This is a genomic window from Kitasatospora sp. NPDC127111, assembly GCF_042677465.1.
GTDB lineage: Bacteria > Actinomycetota > Actinomycetes > Streptomycetales > Streptomycetaceae > Kitasatospora.
On record NZ_JBHXTG010000002.1, the window covers coordinates 60,131 to 80,991 of the forward strand.

Annotated in this window: 10 protein-coding genes; 7 read left to right on the forward strand and 3 right to left on the reverse strand. The window is 73.6% G+C overall.

Annotated features, from left to right (window positions below):
* Window positions 1–1,376: 1,376 nt before the first annotated feature.
* Entirely contained in the window at window positions 1,377–2,888 is a 1,512-nt protein-coding gene (locus tag ACFVHB_RS02095) for an MFS transporter (RefSeq protein WP_380314311.1), read from the reverse strand.
* Between the two features lie 149 nt (window positions 2,889–3,037).
* Between ACFVHB_RS02095 and ACFVHB_RS02100 the strand changes: the two genes are divergently transcribed.
* The 6 genes from ACFVHB_RS02100 to ACFVHB_RS02125 all read left to right on the forward strand — a co-directional run bounded on the left by ACFVHB_RS02100 (window position 3,038) and on the right by ACFVHB_RS02125 (window position 19,126).
* A complete protein-coding gene (locus tag ACFVHB_RS02100) occupies window positions 3,038–4,042 on the forward strand; it encodes an Lrp/AsnC family transcriptional regulator (RefSeq protein WP_380314312.1) in 1,005 nt (334 codons plus the stop codon).
* 203 nt (window positions 4,043–4,245) lie between these two features.
* Window positions 4,246–5,094, forward strand: coding sequence for a sterol desaturase family protein (locus ACFVHB_RS02105; RefSeq protein WP_380314505.1), 849 nt, complete (start codon window positions 4,246–4,248; stop codon window positions 5,092–5,094).
* A gap of 185 nt (window positions 5,095–5,279) precedes the next feature.
* Window positions 5,280–14,897, forward strand: coding sequence for an amino acid adenylation domain-containing protein (locus tag ACFVHB_RS02110; RefSeq protein WP_380314313.1), 9,618 nt, complete (start codon window positions 5,280–5,282; stop codon window positions 14,895–14,897).
* A gap of 55 nt (window positions 14,898–14,952) precedes the next feature.
* Window positions 14,953–16,143 carry a cytochrome P450 gene (locus ACFVHB_RS02115; RefSeq protein ID WP_380314314.1) on the forward strand — a complete coding sequence of 397 codons (1,191 nt, stop codon included), beginning with the start codon at window positions 14,953–14,955 and terminating at the stop codon, window positions 16,141–16,143.
* 221 nt (window positions 16,144–16,364) lie between these two features.
* Window positions 16,365–18,071 carry a phytoene desaturase family protein gene (locus ACFVHB_RS02120; protein WP_380314315.1) on the forward strand — a complete coding sequence of 569 codons (1,707 nt, stop codon included), beginning with the start codon at window positions 16,365–16,367 and terminating at the stop codon, window positions 18,069–18,071.
* Window positions 18,068–19,126: an MDR family NADP-dependent oxidoreductase gene (locus tag ACFVHB_RS02125; protein ID WP_380314316.1), complete on the forward strand. Its 1,059-nt coding sequence runs from the start codon at window positions 18,068–18,070 to the stop codon at window positions 19,124–19,126. Before ACFVHB_RS02120 ends, ACFVHB_RS02125 begins: the two co-directional genes overlap by 4 nt.
* A gap of 48 nt (window positions 19,127–19,174) precedes the next feature.
* Here the strand turns inward: ACFVHB_RS02125 and ACFVHB_RS02130 are convergent, their stop codons facing one another.
* Window positions 19,175–19,750, reverse strand: a complete 576-nt coding sequence (locus ACFVHB_RS02130; RefSeq protein WP_380314317.1) for a TrmH family RNA methyltransferase — start codon at window positions 19,748–19,750, stop codon at window positions 19,175–19,177.
* A complete protein-coding gene (locus tag ACFVHB_RS02135; protein ID WP_380314318.1) occupies window positions 19,747–20,388 on the reverse strand; it encodes a class I SAM-dependent methyltransferase in 642 nt (213 codons plus the stop codon). The genes ACFVHB_RS02130 and ACFVHB_RS02135 overlap by 4 nt, the downstream gene beginning before the upstream one ends.
* 257 nt (window positions 20,389–20,645) lie before the next feature.
* Between ACFVHB_RS02135 and ACFVHB_RS02140 the strand changes: the two genes are divergently transcribed.
* Window positions 20,646–20,843, forward strand: coding sequence for a hypothetical protein (locus ACFVHB_RS02140; protein ID WP_380314319.1), 198 nt, complete (start codon window positions 20,646–20,648; stop codon window positions 20,841–20,843).
* The last annotated feature ends 18 nt before the right edge of the window (window positions 20,844–20,861 follow it).

Consider the following 20,861-nt stretch of genomic DNA (forward strand, 5'->3'; position numbering starts at 1 on the left):
CGGAGTGGCTTTGTAAATTATGGCGGCAGTAGTAAGAGGTGAATTTTTCGATTCCCCTTGGCCTGTCGGTGCCTGGAATCATGATTGGCCTATGGCTGCTCCCTCTTGCGTCACAAAGCTCGCCGCCCAGATCCAGGCCCATCCCGGCGGCGGCCCGTTCCCGCTGGCTCGCCGCTGAACCGCTGGGTAGGTGGCGGACTGATCCGCGAGCCTCGTGTCGGCCGATACGCGGTTGCACTGCCCTCAGAAGCCTCTTGGCGGGGCCGTCGAAGCGCTAACCACCCGGTTGGTGGAGGTTTCCCGCTGACTAGACCGCTTGATGCTGGGGCGGTCGGTTTCGGAGGGAGCGGCCCAAGGTAGTGGGCACGCTCGGATGGCGCGAGGTTTGGCGCGCCACCTTCAGAGAGAGCGACCGGCCTGGACCTGGGCCTGTGTCAGCGGCCAGTTGGATTCCCCCGAGGACGGCCACTTGACGGGGAGTCATCTGGCCGCGCCGGCCGCTACATTCAGTGATATGAATACCGGCGTGTGCCTCTTGGTGCTCATGGAGGGACTCGGGGCTACTCAGGTCGGCCCCGGGGTCCGGCCGTCCAGGTGTCCGCCTCGTAGTCACACCGGGAACGGCAGCGGGTGCTGGCCGCGGTCTACCGCCAGCTGAGTACGGCGATTGGCAGCAGCAGATCGCCACCTCTCGGGATCACGGTCCCTCCCCGCACGGTCAGCGCACCGTGCGCACTTGGCCTCCCGCAGGCTGTTGTCCATCGCGCCGGCCAGGCAGCTGCCACCGCAGGCCAGGTCGAGCCACTGAGTAGGCTGCCCTGCCCGGGACAGCCGCCGACGGGCCAGATGGTTGACCCGCCCGCCGGCCACCCGGACCACGAGCGGCCAGGGGTCTGCCCCGGCTTCCTCCGCCATGTCTCGCCTCCGTTCTCGCGGTCGGCCCTGGAGCACACGATCACTCGGCAGCGGCCCGCTCAGACGAAACGGCGTCGGTCGAGCGGGTCACGGGCCGTAGTCGGCGGTCCGCTGGTGGGGAGCGTAAGCGGCCGCCAGCAGGGGCCGCCAGTGGGGAGGAGCTGGCCGTCCACGGGGAGATGATCTTGGCCGCTAACAGGCCTGCGCGTGAGCGATGCGTGAGCGGACGGGGCAGCACGTGCCGGTTCGGGCGGGATCGTGGATCACGGCGCAACGTCCTGACCTGCAGGTTCATTACCAAGCGATCGATGCTGGCAGCAGCCATCATGATCACTCTTGGGCTCGTAATGCGTAGGTCGCGGGTTCGAATCCCGCAGGCGGCTCCGGTGCGAGAGGCCCGGTCGGACTTGTCCGATCGGGCCTTTCGGCGTTTCCGGGGGCCGGCGCCGGGGGGTGACGGGTCATCCGGTGGGGGTGGGCAGGCGGGGGGCCGGGGTGGGGGTGGTGGTCGGGGAGGCGGGGGCCGGGGTGCGGCGGGGGCGGAGGAGGACCGCCACCAGGGCGGCACCGGCCAGGGCGGTGAGGGAGGCGGCCGCCAGGGTGTGGTCGAGGGCGGTGGCGAAGGCCGCGCGGACCAGGGTCTCCGGGGTGCCGGCCGGGAGGTGGCCGGTGCTCAGGGTGTGGGCGGCGGCGGTCGGGTCGGGGACGGCGGGGTGGCCGGCCAGGGAGGTGCGCAGGCCGTCGTGCAGGACCAGGCCGAAGACCGCGATGCCGAGCGCCTGGCCCAGCTGGCGGAAGGTGTTGAGCGCGCCGCCGGCCATGCCGCCGCGCTCCGGCGGGACGGCGGCCATCGCGGTCGAGGCCAGGACGGGGCTGACCGCGCCGACGCCGAGACCGGTCAGGGCGAGGCCGGGCAGCAGGGCGGGCCAGTCGGACGAGCCGTCCAGGGTGGCTTGGAGGAGGCCGCCGGCGCCGATGACGGCGAGGCCGCCGCCGAGCGGGAGGGCGGCCGGGAGGGTGGCGAGCCGGCGGCCGGCCGCGGCGGAGACGACGAAGGCGACGGCGCTCATCGGCAGCAGGGTGAGTCCGGCGGCGAGCGGGCCCTGGCCGAGCACCGCCTGCAGCCAGAGCGAGGTGTAGGGGAGGTAGGAGAAGGCGGCGGCGGAGTAGACCAGGCCGCAGATCAGCACGCCGGTGAAGGACGGCCGGCGGAACAGCCCGAGGTCCAGCAGGGGGTGCGGGCTGCGCGCCTCGATCAGCAGGAACGCGACGAGGGCGACGGCGGCGAGCGCGGCCAGCGCGAGGACCGGCGTCGAGGTCCAGCCGTCGGCGCCGCCGCGGATCAGGACCAGGACGAGGGCGCCGGCCGCGACGGTGAACGCGGCGGCCCCGGGCAGGTCGGTCCGGCGGGCGGCGGGGTCGCGGGACTCGGGCAGGGTGCGCAGGGCGAGCGCCACGGCGGCGACGCTGACGGGCAGGTTGACCAGGAAGACCGACCGCCAGCCCAGGTACTCCGTGAGCAGGCCGCCGGCCACCGGGCCGGTGGCGGCCGCGGCGCCGCTGACCGCGCCCCAGACGCCGAACGCCACGGCCCGGTCGCGGCCCCGGTAGGCGAGGTTGAGCAGGGCCATGGCGGTGGCGAACATGGCGGCGCCGCCGGCCGCCTGGACCACCCGGGCGGCGATCAGGACCGGGCCGTTCGGGGCCAGCCCGCAGGCCAGCGAGGCCAGGGCGAAGACGGCCAGCCCGGCGGTGTAGACGCGGCGGCGCCCGTGCCGGTCGGCCAGGGCGCCGAGGCCCAGCATCAGGGCGGCCAGCGCGAGCGCGTAGCCGTCCAGGACCCACTGCAGCCCGGCGAAGTCCATGCCCAGCCCGGTGCCGACGTCCGGCAGCGCCACGATCACGATGCTGACGTCGGTCAGCAGCATGAACACCCCCAGGCTGACCGCCACCAGCGGCCACCACTTCCGCATCCCCGTACTCCCTGCTGCTCGTCGAACCGCGTCGTTCCGGTGCCCCGGGCCGGGCGGCCGGGGCACCGCCACTCTCGGCCCGGGGCGGGTGGGCGCGCCGGGAACCGGCCCCGATCCGACGGATCTCGACACCGGGTACCGTCCTGCTGGTGGAAACCGTGACGCTGGACGCGCTGGACCGCGCGCTGTTGCACGCCCTGCACGTGGACGGCCGGGCGCCGTTCCGGCGGATCGCCGAGGTGCTCGGGGTGTCCGACCAGACCGTGGCCCGCCGCTACCACCGCCTGCGCGCCGACGGCCTGGTGCGGGTGGTGGGGCGGACCCGGGCGCGGATGCTCGGTGAGGTCGACTGGCTGACCCGCGTCCGCTGCGTGCCGGACGCGGCGGCGGCGATCGCGGAGGCGCTGGCCCGCCGTCCGGAGACCTCCTGGGTGAGCCTGCTGTCGGGCGGCGCCGAGATCGTCTGCAACACCCGCTCGCCGGCCCGGCCGGACCGGGAGGAGCTGCTGCTGGGGAAGCTGCCGAGGACGCCGCGGGTGCTCTCGGTCAGCGCGCACTACCTGTTGCGGACCTTCGTGGGCGGGCGGGCGGCGTGGAGCGGGCGCACCTCGGCGCTGAGCGCGGAGCAGGTGGCCCGGCTGCGGGCGGCCGGGCCGCGCGACGGCGGGGCGGGGGAGTCCGGGGGTGCGGGGGCCCCGGCGGTCCCGGTGGTGCCGGACGCGCTGGACCGCGCGCTGCTGACGGCGCTCGCGGTCGACGGGCGGACGCCGCTGGCCGAACTTGCGGCCCGGACCGGCGGTTCGGAGGCGACGGTGCGGCGCCGGCTGGCCGGGCTGACCCGGTCGGGCCTGCTGTTCTTCGACGTGGACGTGGACACCCGGCAGCTCGGCTTCGAGATCGAGGCGTTCTGCTGGCTGACCGTGGCGCCGGGCCGGCTGACGGCCGTCGCCCAGGAGCTGGCGGACCACCCCGAGGTGGGGTTCGCCGCCGCGACCACCGGGCCGGCGAACCTGGTGGCCGGTCTGGTCTGCCGGGACGTCGAGGCGTTCTACGGCTATCTGACGGACCGCCTGGGGGCCCTGGACGGGGTCGGCTCGTTGGAGACGGCGCCGGTGATCCGCAGCGTCAAACGTGCAGGTCTATTGATCCGATAATCAAATACATTTCCTCGGAAATTACTCGCCGAACTGGCTGGTAATTTTCCAATCTATTATCAGAAAACCCTTGGCGCTTGCGATTCCCTCCCAAAATGCCTCGCGCCGCCTTCCGGTCGCCGTTAGTATCGGAACGATTGCTTTCGGTGATCGTTCGGCGGTGGATCGCGAAGGGGGTAGCCGTGAGGGGGCAGCTGTGCACCGTGCTGCGTCATGCCGCATACCCGGCCCTGCTGTTCGCGGTCGTGTCGATATCGGTCGCCGCCCTGCGCTGGCGCTGGGACCTCGGGCGGACGAGCCAGTTCTTCCTGCTCGGCGCGATCGGTTTCCTGACGGTTCTTGAACGGTTGATCCCGTACGAACCCGATTGGCAGCCACGGCCCGCCGAGTGGGGCTGGTACGGGCTCTACTTCGTGCTCACGATGATCGGCGGAGGCCTGGCGCAACTGCCGGTCGCGGCCGCGGTCGGGTGGGTGGCACCGCCGCACCCGGCGCTGCCGCTCTGGGCGGAGATCCCGGCGGCGCTGCTGCTCGGTTCGCTGGCCAACTACCTGATGCACCGCTGGAGCCACAGCAACCCCTGGCTGTGGCGGCTGCACGGGGTGCACCACGTGCCCGAGAAGGTCAACGTCGCCAACAACGGGGTGAACCACGTCCTCGACGTGCTGGTCACCCAGGGGACGGTCCAGCTCGCGCTGGCACTGGCGGGGTTCTCGGCGGAGTCGGTCTTCGTGGTCGGCCTGTTCGTGGTCGCCCAGGGCTACTTCGTGCACGCCAACATCGACGTCCGGATCGGTCCGCTCAACCACGTCTTCGCCGGCCCGGAGCAGCACCGGCTGCACCACAGCGTCGACCTGGCGGAGGCCGGGCACTACGGCTCCGACCTCTCCGTCTGGGACCACGTCTTCGGCAGTTTCACCTGGCGGCCGGGTCGCCGGCCGGTCGCGGTGGGGCTGCACCGCCCGTCCGAGTTCCCCCGGACGCGCGAGGTGGTCGCCAGTCACCTCCAGCCGTGGCGCCGGCCCGCCCGGGCCGACGACGTCCCGGCCTGAGTCGCCGCCCGGCCTGACCCACCGCCAACCCCCTCCTCCCTGACTCCCTTCCGGCCTGCCCGTCCCCCTCGGCCGGCCCGGCCAACCGGCATGCCCGGAACCGGTCCACGGCCGCCGTCCCCATGCCCGCGCGGCCTCCCACGTACGTGCCGCGCGCGCGAACGCAGCGACCCAAGGACTCGACCATGACGGATTCACGCCTCGCCGCAGTACCCGATTCCTCTCATTCCCCGTCCGCCGCCCCTTCTGCGTCCCCTGCCTCTTCTGAGTCCCCCGCCCCCGCCACCGCGAGCATCCCCGGCCCCGCCCGCACGCCCGCTCCCGTCCAGTCCGAGCGGATCGCCGTCATCGGCATCGGCTGCCGGCTGCCGGGCGGTGCCAACGACCACCGGTCGTTCTGGCAGAACCTGGTCGACGGGAAGGACTGCATCACCCCGACCCCGCGCAGCCGGTACGACGTGGCCACCCTGGGCAGCCGGGACAAGACCAAGCCCGGCCGGCTGGTCGGCGGCCGCGGCGGCTACATCGACGGGTTCGACGAGTTCGACCCGGCGTTCTTCGGGATCAGCGGGCGCGAGGCCGACCACATGGACCCGCAGCAGCGGAAGCTGCTGGAGGTGGCCTGGGAGGCGCTGGAGGACGGCGGGCAGAAGCCGGCCGAGCTGGCGGGGCGTGACGTCGGCGTCTACGTGGGCGCGTTCACCCTGGACTACAAGATCGTGCAGTTCTCGGACCTGTCCTTCGAGGGCCTGGCCGCGCACACCGCCACCGGCACGATGATGACGATGGTGTCGAACCGGATCTCGCACTGCTTCGACTTCCGCGGCCCCAGCGTCTCGCTCGACACCGCCTGCAGCTCCTCCCTGGTCGCCGTCCACCTCGCCGCCCAGAGCCTGCTGCGCGGCGAGACCGACCTCGCGCTGGCCGGCGGCACCCTGCTGCACATCGCGCCGCAGTACACGATCGCCGAGACCAAGGGCGGGTTCCTCTCCCCGGAGGGCCGGTCGCGCACCTTCGACGCCGCGGCGGACGGCTACGTGCGCGCCGAGGGCGTCGCGGTGGTGGCGCTCAAGCGGCTCTCCGACGCCCTGCGCGACGGCGACCCGGTCCACGCCGTGATCATCGGCAGCGGGGTCAACCAGGACGGCCGCACCAACGGCATCACCGTGCCCAACCCGGACGCCCAGGTCTCCCTGATCGAGCGGGTGTGCGCCGAGGCCGGGATCGCGCCGGGCAGCCTCCAGTACGTGGAGGCGCACGGCACCTCCACCCCGGTCGGCGACCCGATCGAGGCGAACGCGCTGGCCCGGGCGCTGGCGGTCGGCCGCCGTCCCGGCGACGCGTGCTACGTGGGCTCGGTCAAGACCAACATCGGGCACACCGAGTCCGCCTCCGGGCTGGCCGGGCTGATCAAGACCGCGCTGGCGCTCAAGCACCGGCTGATCCCGCCGCACATCAACCTGGAGCGGCTCAACCCGGCGATCGACCCGGCCACCCTGCCGTACCGGATCCCGACCGAGCCCACCCCCTGGCCCGCGCACCAGGGCCCGGCCCGGGCCGGCGTCAACTCCTTCGGCTTCGGCGGCACCAACGCGCACGTCCTGCTGGAGGCGGCCCCCGAACCGGAGCCCGCCCCCGAACCGGAGGCGGCCCGGGAGCCGGCCCGGGAGCCGGAGCGGCCCCGGTGGACCGTGCTGCCGCTCACCGCCCGGGACGCCGCCGCGCTGCCCGAGCTGGCGGCCGGCATCCGGGGCGAGCTGGCCGGGGTCCGCGGCGGCACCCCGGTCCGGCTCGCCGACCTCGGCCACACCCTGGCCCACCGACGCCAGCACCTGGACGCCCGGCTCTCCGTGGTGCACGACTCCCGGGAGTCGCTCGACGAGGCGCTCGCCGCCCACCTGCGCGGCGAGCCGCACCCCAGGGTGCTGACCGGCCGGCGCCGCGAGGCCCGGGACCGCCGGCTGGCCTGGGTGTTCACCGGCATGGGCCCGCAGTGGTGGGCGATGGGCCGGCAGCTGTTCGCGACCGAGCCGGTCTACCGGGAGGCCGTCGAGGCCTGCGCCGCGCACCTGGCCGAGCTCACCGGCTGGTCCCTGCTCGACGAGCTGGCCGGCGACGAGGCCGACTCCCGGATGGCCGAGACCTGGCTCGCCCAGCCCGCCAACTTCGCCCTCCAGACCGGACTGGCCGCGCTCTGGCGCAGCCGCGGCGTCCACCCGGACGCCGTCGTGGGCCACAGCACCGGTGAGGTCGCCGCCTTCCACGAGGCCGGCGTCTACGACCTCGCCGACGCGGCCAAGGTGGTGGTGCACCGCAGCCGGCTGCAGCAGGGGCTGGCCGGGACCGGCGGCATGCTGGCCGTCGCGCTCTCCGAGGCCGAGGCGCTCCGCCGGATCCGCGCGTACGGCGACGCGGTGTCGGTGGCCGCGGTCAACAGCCCGACCTCGCTCACCCTCGCCGGGGACACCGACGCGCTCGCCGAACTGGCCGCCGCGCTCACCGCCGAGCAGGTCTTCGCCCGCCGGCTGACCGTCGAGGTGCCGTACCACAGCGCCCGGATGGAGCCGATCAAGGACGAGCTGCTGGAGTCGCTGGCCGACCTCAAGCCGCGGCCGGCGCGGGTGCCGCTCTACCTCACCGGCCAGGAGGGCACCGCGTACGGCACCGAGCTGGACGCCGCCTACTGGTGGCGCAACGTCCGCGACGGGGTCCGCTTCCGGCAGGCGGTCGAGCGGCTCGCGGACGACGGGTTCAGCCTCTTCCTGGAGCTCGGGCCGCACCCGGTGCTGGGCCGGTCGATCCAGGAGACGGTGGGGGCCCGGCCCGTCCGCCCCGGCGACGCCGACCGCCCCGAGGTGCTCACCCTGCCCTCGATCCGGCGGCAGGAGGACGAGCAGGTCACCTTCACCGCCTCGCTGGCCGCGTTGCACAACCTGGGCGTCGAGGTCGACTGGTCGGTGCTCCAGCCCACCGGCCGGCCGGTCCCGCTGCCGCGCTACCCGTTCCGCCGGGAGCGGCACTGGGTGGAGCCCCGCCCGGTGGAGCTGGTCCGGCAGGGCCGGCAGGACCACCCGCTGCTCGGCCGCCGCCTGGCGGGCGCCGAACCGGCCTGGGAGGCCCGGCTGGACGCCGAGGCGCTGCCCTACCTGGAGGACCACCGGATCCAGGGCCGGGTGCTCTTCCCCGCCGCCGGCTACCTGGAGATGGCCGTCCAGGCGGTCCGCGCGCTGACCGGCGGCACCGACGCGGCGCTGACCGGCATCGAGCTGCGCAAGGCGCTCTTCCTGCCGGACGACGGGACCCGGGCCGTCCGGCTCACCCTCTCCGCCGAGAACGGCGTCTTCACCATCACCACGGGCAACGACGAGATCGCCGCGGGGAACGACGAGATCGCCGCGGGGAACGGCTCGCGCGCCGTCCACGCCACCGGCACCGTCCGGCCGAGCCAGCGCCGGCGCCGCCCCGGCCACCGGCTGGACGTCGACGCCGTCCGCGACCGCGCCGCCCGGCACCTGGCCGGCCCCGACTGCTACGCCGCGCTGGCCGCGCTCGGCTACCACTACGGCCCGGCCTTCCAGGGCATCCACGAGGTCTGGATCGGCCCCGGCGAGGCCCTGGCCGTCGTCCGGCCGACGGCGGCGATCGCCGGGCAGGGCGCCGGCCACCAGGTGCACCCGGTGCTGATGGACGCCTTCTTCCAGACCCTGCTGACGCCGCAGCTGCTGGCGGACGGCCCGGCCGGTGCCGGACCGGACGGCGCGGCCGGGACCGGGATCAAGCTGCCGCTGGCCGTCGACGAGGTGCGGCTGGAGGCGGTCGGCGAGCGCCCGCTCTGGGTGCACGCCACCGTCACCCGCGACGACGGGGACGAACTGGTCGGTGACATCGCCGTCCACGACGAGGACGGCCGCCCGCTCGGCGGGGTCACCGGCTTCCGCGCCGCCGACGTGGAGAAGGCCTCCACCGCCGTGGGCCTCGCCACCATCGACGGCTGGCTCGCCGAGCCCGCCTGGACGGAGCTGCCGGACGCGTCCGGGGCCCCCGACCTGCTGGCCGAACACCCCGACCACTGGCTGCTGTTCGCGGACGCCCGGGGCGTGGCCGAGGAGCTGGCCGCCCGGATCACGGCGCGGGGCGGCAGCTGCGGGCTGGTCCGCCCCGGCACCGGCTACCGGCCCGCCGGGCCGGACGGGGCGGCGGCCACCGTCGAACCCGGCTCCGCCGCGGACCTCCGTCGGCTGCTGGCCGACCGGCGGGCCGCCGGAGACCCCGACCCGGCCGCCGTCGTCCACCTCTGGAACCTCGACCGGCCCGCGCTGGCCGACGCCGACCACGCCACCGTGGCGGGCCACACCGGCGCGGGCGCGTACAGCCTGGTCGCGCTCGCCGCCCTGCTGCCCGGCGAACTCCCCGGGGCCAGGCTGCACATCGTCACCCGCACCGCCCAGGCCACCGAGCCCGGCGAGCCGGTCGAGCCGCTCGGTGCCCCGGCCTGGGGCATCGGCCGGGTGCTGCGGCACCAGGAGCTGCCCGGCCACCCCGGCAAACTGGTCGACCTCGGCCCGGCCGGCGACGCCACCGTGGAGGCGGACGCGCTGCTGCGCGAGTTCGCGCTCGCCGACGAGGACGAGATCGCCCTGCGGTCCGGCCGCCGGCTGACCAGCCGGCTGCGCCCGGCCGAGGGGCTGACCGGGCCGCTGCCGCCCAGCCTGCGCCCGGACGGCGCCTACCTGGTGACCGGTGCGTTCGGCGCGCTCGGCCGGCTGCTCTGCCGCACCCTGGTCCGCCGCGGTGCCCGCAGGCTGATCCTGGTCGGTCGCCGTCCGGTGCCCCCGCGCGAGCAATGGCGCGGCCTCGACCCGCAGAGCCGGGCCGGCCGGAACACCGCCTTCCTGCGCGAGCTGGAGGCGCTCGGCGCGCAGGCCGTCCCGGCGGTGCTGGACGTCACGGACGAGGCGGCGCTGGCCGCCTGGCTGGCCGAGTACCGGGCCCTGGAGTCGCCGCCGATCCGGGGCGTCTTCCACCTGGCCGGACAGGTCCGCGACACCCTGGTGGCCGAGCTGGGCCGCGAGGTGTTCGACGCCGTCCACGGTCCCAAGGTGCTGGGCGCCTTCGCCCTGCACCGGCAGCTGGCCGGCGAACCGCTCGACCACTTCGTGCTGTTCGCCTCGATCGCCTCGCTGCTCACCACCGCCGGCCAGACCAACTACGCCGCCGGGAACGCCTTCCTCGACGCGCTGGCGCACCACCGCCGCGCCCTCGGGCTGCCCGCGCTCAGCCTCGACTGGGGGCCCTGGGCCACCGGCATGATCGAGGAGCTCGGCCTGGTCGACCATTACCGCGACAGCCGCGGCATGAGCTCGCTCGCGCCCGGGACCGGGATGGCCGTGCTGGAGCGGGTGCTCGGCCAGGACCGCGCCCAGCTGCTGGTCGCCACCGTGGTCGACTGGCCGGTCTTCCTCTCCTGGTACCCGGCCCCGCCGCCGCTGGTGGCCGAGCTGGCCGCCGCCGCCCGGGAGAGCGCCCCGGCGCCGCGGCGGAGCAGTCTGCTGGAGGCGCTGCGGGCGGCGGGCGAGGAGGAACGGCTGGCGCTGCTCACCGAGCGGTTCGGCGCGCTCGCCGCCGCCGTGCTGCGGGTGCCGGCCGAGCAGGTCGGGCCCGCCACCGGCCTGAGCGGCCTCGGCCTGGACTCGCTGCTCGCGATGGAGCTGCGGGCCCGGCTCAACACCGAACTCGGCACCGCGCTGCCGGTGGTGGCGCTGCTCTCCGACGCGCCGGTGGCCGAGCTGGTCGGGCAGCTGCACGCGGCCCTGGCCGAGCTGTTCGAGGAGGAGGACGGCGGCGGGGTGGAGGTCGTCCGGTACGAGGACGAGTCGAACCACCCGCTGACGCAGAACCAGAAGGCGCTCTGGTTCCTCAAGCAGCTCAACCCGGACGGCTTCGCGTACAACATCGGCGGCGCGGTCGAGGTCCGGGTGGAGCTGGAGCCGGCGCTGATGGAAGCGGCCTTCCGGGCGATGGTCGAGCGGCACCCCGGCCTGCGGGCCAACTTCGTGCTCGACGGCGGCCGGCCCGTCCAGCGGGTCTCCGCCGCCGTCGAGCCGGACTTCGGGGTCTTCGACGTCGAGGGCCTGGACTGGCCCGAGGTCCACGACCTGATCGTGCGCGAGTACCGCCGGCCGTACGACCTGGAGCGCGACCCGCTGGTGCGGTTCCGGCTGTTCCGGCGCGGGCCGGAGCGCTGGGTGATCATGAAGGCCGTCCACCACATCGTCTCGGACGCGATCTCCACCTTCACCTTCATCGAGGAGCTGCTCGCCGTCTACGAGGGGCTGCGGCAGGGCCGGGCGCCCGAACTGCCCCCGGTCGGCGCCCGCTACCTGGACTTCCTGAACCGGCAGAACGCGTTCCTGGCCGGCCGCGAGGCACCCCGGATGCTGGACTACTGGCGCTCGCACCTGCCCGCCGAGGTGCCCGTCCTCAACCTGCCCACCGACAAGCCGCGCCCCGCGGTGCAGACCCACAACGGCGCCTCCGAGTTCTTCGTGCTGGACGAGGAGCTGAGCGCCCGGGTGCACGCGCTGGCCCGCGAGCACAACGTCACCGTGTTCATGGTGCTGCTCAGTGCCTACTACCTGCTGCTGCACGCGTACTCGGGGCAGGAGGACGTCATCGTCGGCAGCCCGGTGACCGGGCGCACCGACGAGGAGTTCGCCGGGGTCTACGGCTACTTCGTCAACCCGCTGCCGCTGCACGTCTCGCTGGCGGGCGCGCCGACCGTGGCCGAGCTGCTGGCGCGGGTCCGCGCCACCGTGCTGGGCGGGCTGGACAACCAGGAGTACCCGTTCGTGCTGCTGGTGGAGCAGCTCGGGCTGCAGCACGACCCGAGCCGCTCGGCGGTCTTCCAGGCGATGTTCATCCTGCTCCACCACAAGGTGGCCGCGGAGAAGTACGGCTACCGCCTGGAGTACATCGAACTCCCGGAGGAGGAGGGGCAGTTCGACCTCACGCTGTCCGCCTACGAGGACGAGGCGGAGCGCCGGTTCCACTGCGTGCTCAAGTACAACACCGACCTCTTCCTGCCGGAGACGATGGCCCGGGTCGCCCGCCACTACGTCCACCTGCTGGACGGGCTGACCACGGCCGGTGCGGACCGCCCGGCCACCCGGCTGGAGCCGCTGGGCCGGGACGAACGGGCCCGGGTGCTCCACCGGTGGAGCGGGGCCGACCGACGGGTGGCGCACGAGGAACCGGTGCACGAGCTGATCCTGCGGGCCGCCGCGGCCGGCCCGGACGCGCCCGCCGTCGCCGCCCCGGCAGAGTCCGGTCCGACCGCCCGGCTGGGCTACGGCGAGCTGGCCGAGCGCTCCGGACGGGCGGCGGCCCGGCTGCGGGCGCTCGGGGCCGGGCCGGGATCGGTGGTGGCGCTCTGCCTGGACAAGTCGCCGGAGCTGATCACCACCCTGCTGGCGGTGCTGCGCACCGGCGCCGCGTACCTCCCGCTCGACCCCGGCCACCCGGCCGACCGGCTGGCGTACATGGTGGAGAACGCCGGCGCCGGGCTGCTGGTCGGCGACCCGGAGCGGTTCGCCGGGCTGCCCGTCCGGGTGGTCGCACCGGCCGAACTCGAATCCCGCGGCGGCGAGTTCGGCGGCGAGTTCGACGGCGAGTTCGGCGGCGAGTTCGGCGCCGGGTTCGACGGTGGACCCGCCGGTGGGTTCACCGACGCGCCGGCCGACCTGGACGCTCCCGCCTACGTGATCTACACCTCCGGCTCCACCGGCCGCCCCAAGGCGGTCGAGGTCTCCCACCGCAACCTCGCCTCCGCCTACCAGGCCTGGCGCACCGAGTACCGGCTGGAGACCGACGCCCGGGTCCACCTCCAGATGGCCGGCCCCTCCTTCGACGTCTTCACCGGGGACGTGGTCCGCGCGCTCTGCTCGGGCGGCACCCTGGTGCTGGTCGGCCGGGAGCTGCTGTTCAACACCGCCCGGCTGTACGAGGTGATGCGCACCGAGCGGGTGGACGCCGGGGAGTTCGTCCCGGCGGTGGTCCGGACGGTGACCGACCACTGCGAACGGTCGGGCCTGCGGCTGGACTTCATGCGGTTGCTGGTGGTCGGCTCGGACGTCTGGAAGGTCGAGGAGTACCGCCGGCTGCGCGCGCTCTGCGGCCCGCGGACCCGCCTGGTCAACTCCTACGGCCTCACCGAGGCGACCATCGACAGCGCGTACTTCGAGGGCCCGGCGGACGGTCTGGAGCCCAGCCGGATGGTCCCGATCGGCCGGCCCTTCCCGAACAGCGCGTGCTACCTGCTGGACGCGCACGGCCGGCCCGTCCCGCCCGGCGTGCCGGGGGAGTTGTGGATCGGCGGCTCCGGGGTGGCCACGCGCTACGTCGGCGACGCGGAGCAGACCGCCCGGCGCTTCGTCACCCTGCCGCTCGGCGGTGCGGACGGGACCGAACCGGTGCGGCTCTACCGCACCGGCGACCTGGCCCGCTGGGACGCCGACGGCGGGGTGCACCTGCTCGGCCGGGCCGACTCCCAGATCAAGGTGCGCGGCCACCGGATCGAGCTCGGCGAGATCGAGACCCAGCTCGCCGAGTGGCCCGAGCTGGAGCGGGCGGTGGTCGCCGTCCGGCCCGACCGCAGCGGGGAGAGCGTGCTCTGCGCCTACTGCGTCCCCGCCCCCGGGCGGACGCTGGACCGGCGGGCGCTCCGCCGTCACCTGGCCGGTTACCTGCCGACCTTCATGATCCCGGCGCACTTCACCGAACTGCCCGCCCTGCCGCTCACGGCCAACGGCAAGGTGGACGTCGCCGCGCTGCCCGCCCCCCGGGGGGACGCCGCCGAGCAGGCCGCCGAACCGCCGGTCACCCTCTACGAGGTCCGGATGGCCGAGCACTGGCGGGCCCTGCTCGGGATCGAGGAGCCCGGTCTGCAGCACGACTTCTTCGAGTGCGGCGGCAGCTCGATCCGGCTGATCGAGCTGATCCACGGCCTGCAGGGCGAGTTCAACATCAGCATCCCGGTCAGCCAGCTGTTCAAGGTCACCACGCTGCACGGGATGGCCAAGACCGTGGAGGACATCATCACCGGCCGGATCGAGGGCGCCCAGCCGTACCTCTGGTTCAACCGGGAGCAGCGGCAGACCGTCTTCTGCTTCCCCCCGGCCGGCGGCCACGGCCTGGTCTACCGGCAGTTCGCGGCGCACCTGCCGGAGTACCGGATGGTCGCGTTCAACTACGTGGCCGGGGACGACAAGGTCGACCGCTACGCCGACCTGATCGAGACCATCCAGCCGGACGGGCCGTGCGCCCTGCTCGGCTACTCGCTCGGCGGCAACCTCGCCTTCGAGGTGGCCAAGGAGCTGGAGCGGCGCGGCCGGGCGGTGCCCCATGTGGTGATCATGGATTCGCACCGGATCGTGGAGTCCTTCACCCTCGGCGACGAGCACCTCCAGGCCTTCGAGCGCGAGCTCGCCGAGCACCTGAAGCGGCACACCGGCTCGGACGTCGTCGCCCGGGAGACGCGCGAACAGGCCCGGGACTACCTGCGGTTCTGCAGCCGGACGCCCAACCTCGGGGTGATCACCGCGCCGGTCAGCGTGATCTCCGACGACGCCAAGGTGGCCCGCTACGCGGTCGGTGAGCAGGGTGCCTGGCACGGCAGCTCGGCCACCGGTACGGCGGTGTTCCAGGGCTTCGGCACCCACGCCGAGATGCTCGACCGCGAGTACATCGCGCGCAACGCCGGGTTGGCCCGGTCCATCCTCGCCGGAGGCGCCGCCCGTGCCCGCTGAGACCGGCACCCGCCCACCGAAGCCCAGCAGCCCCCCACGAGAGGCGAACCGCCCCATGCTCAGGCAGCACCAGCCGCTGTCCTACCCCTTCGAGCCGCTCGGGCTCGAACTGCACCCCCGCTACGCCGAGTTGCGCGAACAGCCGCTGGCCAGGATCCGGCTGCCGTACGGCGACGGCGCCTGGCTGGTGACCCGCTACGAGGACGTGCGCACGGTGCTCGCCGACCCGCGCTTCAGCCTCGCCGAGGCGATGGGCCGGGACCAGCCCCGCATGCGACCGGTCGCCCGGACCGGCGCCGGCCTGTTCTCCACCGAGCCGCCCGAGCACACCCGGCTGCGCTCGCTGGTGGCCCGCGAGTTCAGCGCCCGACGGGTCGAGCGGCTGCGCGCCCGGGCCCGGGCGCTGGCCGGCGAGCTGGTGGACGCCTTCGTCGCCGCCGGTCAACCAGCCGACCTGGTCGAGGACTTCGCGATCCCGCTGCCGACCACCATCATCTGCGAGGTGCTCGGCATCCCCGCCGAGGACCACCGGATGCTCTGGCACTGGGCGGAGACGGTGCTCTCCGCCGTCACCCCCGGCGAGGTGCTCGCCGTCGAGGGAGAGGCCTTCATCGCCTACATGGCCGGCGTGCTGGACCTGCGCGGCCGCGAGCCCGGCGAGGACCTGCTCACCGTCCTGGTCCGGGCCTGCCGCGAGCAGGGCCTGATCACCGAGGAGGAGCTGCTCTCGATCGCCTGCGACCTGCTGATCGCCGGTTTCGTCTCCACCACCAACCAGATCGGCAACTTCTTCCACCAACTCCTCGTCAACCCGGTCGAGTCGAAGCGCCTCCGGGAGTGGCCCGAGCTGATCCCGAGGGCCGTCGAGGAGCTGATGCGGTACGTGCCGCTGCTCACCGGATTCAGCCTGCCCCGGTACGCCACGGCCGACGTCGAGCTGGGCGGGGTGACCGTCCGGGCCGGCGACGCGGTGATGATCGCGACCGCCGCCGCCAACCGTGACCCGGACGTGTTCGAGGACCCCGAGCGGCTGGTGCTGGACCGCCCGGGCAACCCGCACATCGGCTTCGGCCACGGCGTGCACTACTGCGTCGGCGCCCACCTGGCCCGGCTGGAGCTGCAGGTGGCCATCGAGACGGTGCTGGACCGGCTCCCCGGCCTGCGGCTGGCCGTCCCGGAGGACGAACTGCGCTGGAAGGCGGACGCCATGGTGAACGGCCTGCAGGCGCTCCCGGTCGCCTGGTGACCGGCCCGGCGACCACCGCATCGGCATCGGCATCGGCAACGGCAACGGCAACGACGAGGACGACGAGGAAGGCCGGCGAATTGGCACGGGACACCAGAGCACGGGACACCACGGCGGGGGACACCGCAGCGGGGGACACCGCGACGCACGACGCCGCGACGCCGGGCACCGCGAAACGCCGGACACCGACCCGGAAGGCACCGCCGAGACGCCGGGAGACGATGATCATCATCGGTGGCGGTCTCGGTGGCCTCTCCACCGGCTGCTACGCCCGGATGAACGGCTACCGCACCCGGATCTTCGAGATGCACGAGATCCCCGGCGGCTCCTGCACCGGCTGGGACCGCAGCGACTTCACCTTCGACTGGTGCATCAGCTGGCTGCTCGGCAACGGCCCGGGCAACGAGATGTACCAGATCTGGCTGGAGCTCGGCGCCCTCCAGGGCAAGGAGATGCGGCACTTCGACGCGTTCAACATCGTCCGCGGCCGGGACGGTCGGGCCGTCTACTTCTACTCCGACCCGGACCGGCTGGAGGCCCACCTGCTGGGGATCTCCCCGGCCGACGCCGCCCCGATCCGGGAGTTCTGCGACGGCATCCGCACCTTCCGCAAGGCGCTGGCGGTCTACCCGTTCCTCAAGCCGGTCGGGCTGATGGGCCGGCTCGAACGCTGGCGGATGCTGGCCTCGTTCCTCCCGTACTTCTCCACCATCCGCAGGTCGATCACCGTGCTGATGAGCGATTACGCGAGGCGGTTCCGCGACCCGCTGCTGCGCGAGGCGTTCAACTTCATCCTCTACGAGAAGCACCCGGCCTTCCCGGTGCTGCCGTTCTACTTCCAGCTCGCCTCGCACGCCAACCAGGCCGCCGGGGTGCCGGAGGGCGGCTCGCTCGGCCTGGCCCGCTCGATCGAGGAGCGCTACCGGAAGCTGGGCGGCGAGATCACCTACAACGCCAAGGTCGAGGAGGTCCTGATCGAGGACGACCGGGCGGTGGGCGTACGGCTCAGCGACGGCCGGGAGTTCCGGGCCGACATCGTGGTCTCCGCGGCCGACGGCCACACCACGGTGATGAAGCTGCTCAAGGGCCGCTACCTCAACGACACCTACCGCAGGCTCTACACCTCGCTGATCGACGAACCGGGCCAGCTGTCGCCCGGCTACGTCGCGCTCTTCCTGGGCCTGCGCCGGCCCTTCCCGGAGGGCGACCCGTGCACCACGTACCTGCTGAGCGAGCGGGAGTCCGCCGAGCTGACCGGCATCCGCTGCCCCAGCATGAACGTGCAGTTCCGCACCCGGCACTACCCGGAGCTGGCACCCCGCGAGTCCACCGTGGTGTTCGCCACCTACTTCTCCGACATCGCCCCCTGGCGGGCGCTGCACGAGGGGCCGGAGCAGGCCTCCCGGGTCCGGCGCGGCGAGGAGCTGCACACCCTGCCGGTCAAGCACGGCCGGGAGTACATCGCGGCCAAGCGGAAGGTCCGGAACGGCATCGTCGCCTTCCTGGACGAGCGCTTCCCCGGGTTCAAGGACGCGGTCGCCGTCGCGGACGTCTCCACCCCGCTCACGCAGGTCCGCTACACGGGCGTCTACGACGGCACCTTCCCGGGCTGGAACCCCTTCGTGGAGGGGGCGGAGACCATGGAGAAGGAGATCAAGAAGCGCGGCCCGGTGCTGCCCGGGCTGGCGAACTTCTACCTCTCCGGGGTGTGGGCCACCATCGGCGGCCTGATCCGGGCGGCCGCCGCCGGCCGGCACGTGACGCAGTTCATCTGCCGGGACGACGGCGTGGAGTTCACCGCCGAGATCGACCTGAGCGCGCCGCCGCCCACCCATCTGATCCTCCCGGTCGGCCGGCCGACGGAACTGGCCGAGCTGGTCGAGGAGATCCCGTCCACCAGCACCGCATCGACAGGGGCCCTGGCATGAAGATCGAGAAGTGGGTGGTCCGCGAGCACCTCGACGGGGTGCCGGACGTCAACCGGATCTACCGGAAGGTGGTCGAGGACGTCGAGATCAGCCTCCGCCCGGACGAGATGCTCTTCCGGACCAGGTACGTCTCGGTCGACCCGTACCAGAACGGCCTCGCCCTGGAGACGCCGGTCGGCGACCACATGGGCGCCGACTCGATCATGGAGGTGCTGGAGGCCGGGCCGGAGGCCGCGTTCCGGGTCGGGGACCTGGTCCAGGGCTTCGGCGGCTGGCGCAGCCACGTCGTCCACAACGGCGCCGAGGAGGTGTGGAAGACCGGCGTCTTCCCGATGGTCTTCCCGGCCTACCGGCGGCTCGACCCGGCCTGGTACGACGACCGGCTGCCGGTCTCCACGGCGCTCGGCATCATGGGCGCCCCCGGCATGACGGCCTGGGGCACGCTCACCACGTTCCTGGACGTCCGCCCCGGCGACACCGTGGTGGTCAGCGGCGCCTCCGGTTCGATCGGCACCCTGGTGGGGCAACTGGCCCGGCGCGCGGGGGCCGGCCGGGTGGTCGGCACCACCGCCTCGCCCGGCAAGGCCGGCTACCTCAAGGAGCTCGGCTTCGACGAGGTGGTGCTGTACGACCAGGCGGACGACGCCGAGGCGGCCCGCGAGGCGCTGCTGCACGCCGCCCCCGACGGGGTCGACCGCTACTTCGACAACCTCGGCGGGACGATCACCGACGCGGTGTTCACCATGCTCAACGTGGACAGCCGGGTCGCCGTCTGCTGGCAGTGGGCGACCACGGTGAACGGCGAGCTGACCGGGCCCCGGCTGCTGCCGTACATCATGTTCCCGCGCACCACGATCCGCGGGATCTTCGCCCAGGAGTGGTTCACCGGGCCGCGGTTGGCGGCGATGCACGAGGAGCTCGGCGGGCTGGTCCGGCGCGGCGAGGTCCGCTACCACCAGACCGTGCACAAGGGCTTCGACGCGATCCCGCAGGCCTACCGGAGCCTCTACCTGGACCGGGAGGCGAACCGGGGCAAGGTGCTGGTCGAGGTGTGAGCCGTGCCGGCCGGCGGGAGGGGGCACCGCGCCCCCTCCCGCCGCCGGTCACTCGTCGTCGAGGTCCAGGCCGCCGGCGTCGCTGCCGTCCGGGGTGCCGCTGATCGCGTACCCCTGGCGGCGCGCCTCGTAGCAGGCCACCGTCGCGGCGGCGGAGACGTTCAGCGAGCCGACCCGGCCCAGCTGCGGGACGAACACCACCTGGTCGCAGAGGCCCAGCGCCTCGGGGGTGATCCCGCGGTCCTCGTGGCCCAGCACGAAGGCGACCGCCGGGGTCAGCTCGGCGGCGAACATCGGCACCGCCTCGTCCGCCAGTTCCAGCCCGACCACCTTGAAGCCGTCGGCCTTGGCGGAGGCCACCGCCTCGGCGACCGTCGGGAAGTGCTCCACCTTGAGGTACTTGTCGGTGCCCATGGCGGCCTTCTGCGCGCCGGCCGAGCGCACCGACGGGGTGTCGCCGGTCAGGTACAGCTTCTCGGCGCCCATCGCGGCGGCGGTCCGGACCACCGAGCCGACGTTGAACGGCGACTGCAGGTTCTCCAGGATCAGCGCGAGCCGGGACTCGTTGCTGCGCCGCCACGAGCGGTGCAGCCGCTTCAGTTCGGTCCCGCGGAGCTGCTTCACGACGTCGTACCTCGTCCACTCTCGGGGCCCTCGCCCTCCGGGCGGGGCCGCGCTTCCAGAATCCGGAACCCGTTGACCGACGTGACCCGGGTGGTCGGGTAGCCCTGCTCGTTCAGCCACTTCTGCAGCGAGTCCGAGCCCAGGTTCTTCTGCACCACCAGGAACGCCGAGCCGTCCGGGGTGAGCCGGCCGAGCCACTGGTGCAGCAGCCGGCGCAGGGCGGCCTTGCCGATCCGGATCGGCGGGTTGGAGTAGATCGCCGCGAACCGCAGGTCCTCGGGAACCTCCTCCGGCAGCGCCGCCTGCACGTTGCCCAGCCCGAGCGCCTCGGCGTTCAGCCGGACCAGCTCCAGCGCGCGGGTGTTCACGTCCACGCCCCAGACCGGCAGCCGCTTGCGCCGGGTCGCCCAGGTCAGGGTGATCGGGCCGTAGCCGCAGCCGACGTCCAGGATCGGGCCGCGGACCCGCGGCGGCGGCGCGTGCTCCAGCAGGATCCGGGTGCCCGGGTCCAGCCGGTTGCGGGAGAACACGCCGGTGTCGGTGGTCAGTTCCAGGGTGAGGTCCGGCAGGGTGACCGTGATCGGACGGCGCTCGCTGGCGACCTCGGGTGCACCGGAGAAGTAGTGCGAGCCGGACATGATTTCCCCGTCGTTCGTAAGGGCTTCGGGGCCACCGGGTGGGTGTGGGTAAGCCCTGCTGGTACGCGACTGATCGTACCCCCGGCGGCCGGGCCCCCGTTTTCCGCGCCTCCGGGGCCCGCCGCACCGGCCCCGGCGGCGGCTCGGACAACACGCCGAGCGGCCGGCGGCACGTCGCGCCCCGGCGGCCGCGGACGGATACTTCCAGTACCCCCTGACGTGCCCGTGGGCGCCTCCGAGCAGCGAGGACGGATGCCATGCCGCAGAATCACGAGGAGTATCTGATCGACGAGGTCGACGAGGCGGTGGCGCCGGACGACGCGGCCGAGCAGGACGACGAGTACGACGAGCTGGCCGAACGCCGGGCGCTCGGAGCCGACCCGGCGACCGAGGTGGCGGACGTCGCGGAGCAGAGCAGGGTCGTGCAGCTCGACGAGGAGGAGTACCGGGAGTAGCGCGGGCGGACGACGGGA

What these genes read in the sequence shown, in the direction of transcription:
- ACFVHB_RS02125 (WP_380314316.1), top strand. Translation starts at nt 18,068, where the DNA reads ATGAAGATCGAGAAGTGGGTGGTCCGCGAGCACCTCGACGGGGTGCCG.
- ACFVHB_RS02140 (WP_380314319.1), top strand. Translation starts at nt 20,646, where the DNA reads ATGCCGCAGAATCACGAGGAGTATCTGATCGACGAGGTCGACGAGGCG.
- ACFVHB_RS02110 (WP_380314313.1), top strand. Translation starts at nt 5,280, where the DNA reads ATGACGGATTCACGCCTCGCCGCAGTACCCGATTCCTCTCATTCCCCG.
- ACFVHB_RS02135 (WP_380314318.1), bottom strand. Translation starts at nt 20,388, where the DNA reads ATGTCCGGCTCGCACTACTTCTCCGGTGCACCCGAGGTCGCCAGCGAG.
- ACFVHB_RS02095 (WP_380314311.1), bottom strand. Translation starts at nt 2,888, where the DNA reads ATGCGGAAGTGGTGGCCGCTGGTGGCGGTCAGCCTGGGGGTGTTCATG.
- ACFVHB_RS02115 (WP_380314314.1), top strand. Translation starts at nt 14,953, where the DNA reads ATGCTCAGGCAGCACCAGCCGCTGTCCTACCCCTTCGAGCCGCTCGGG.
- ACFVHB_RS02120 (WP_380314315.1), top strand. Translation starts at nt 16,365, where the DNA reads ATGATCATCATCGGTGGCGGTCTCGGTGGCCTCTCCACCGGCTGCTAC.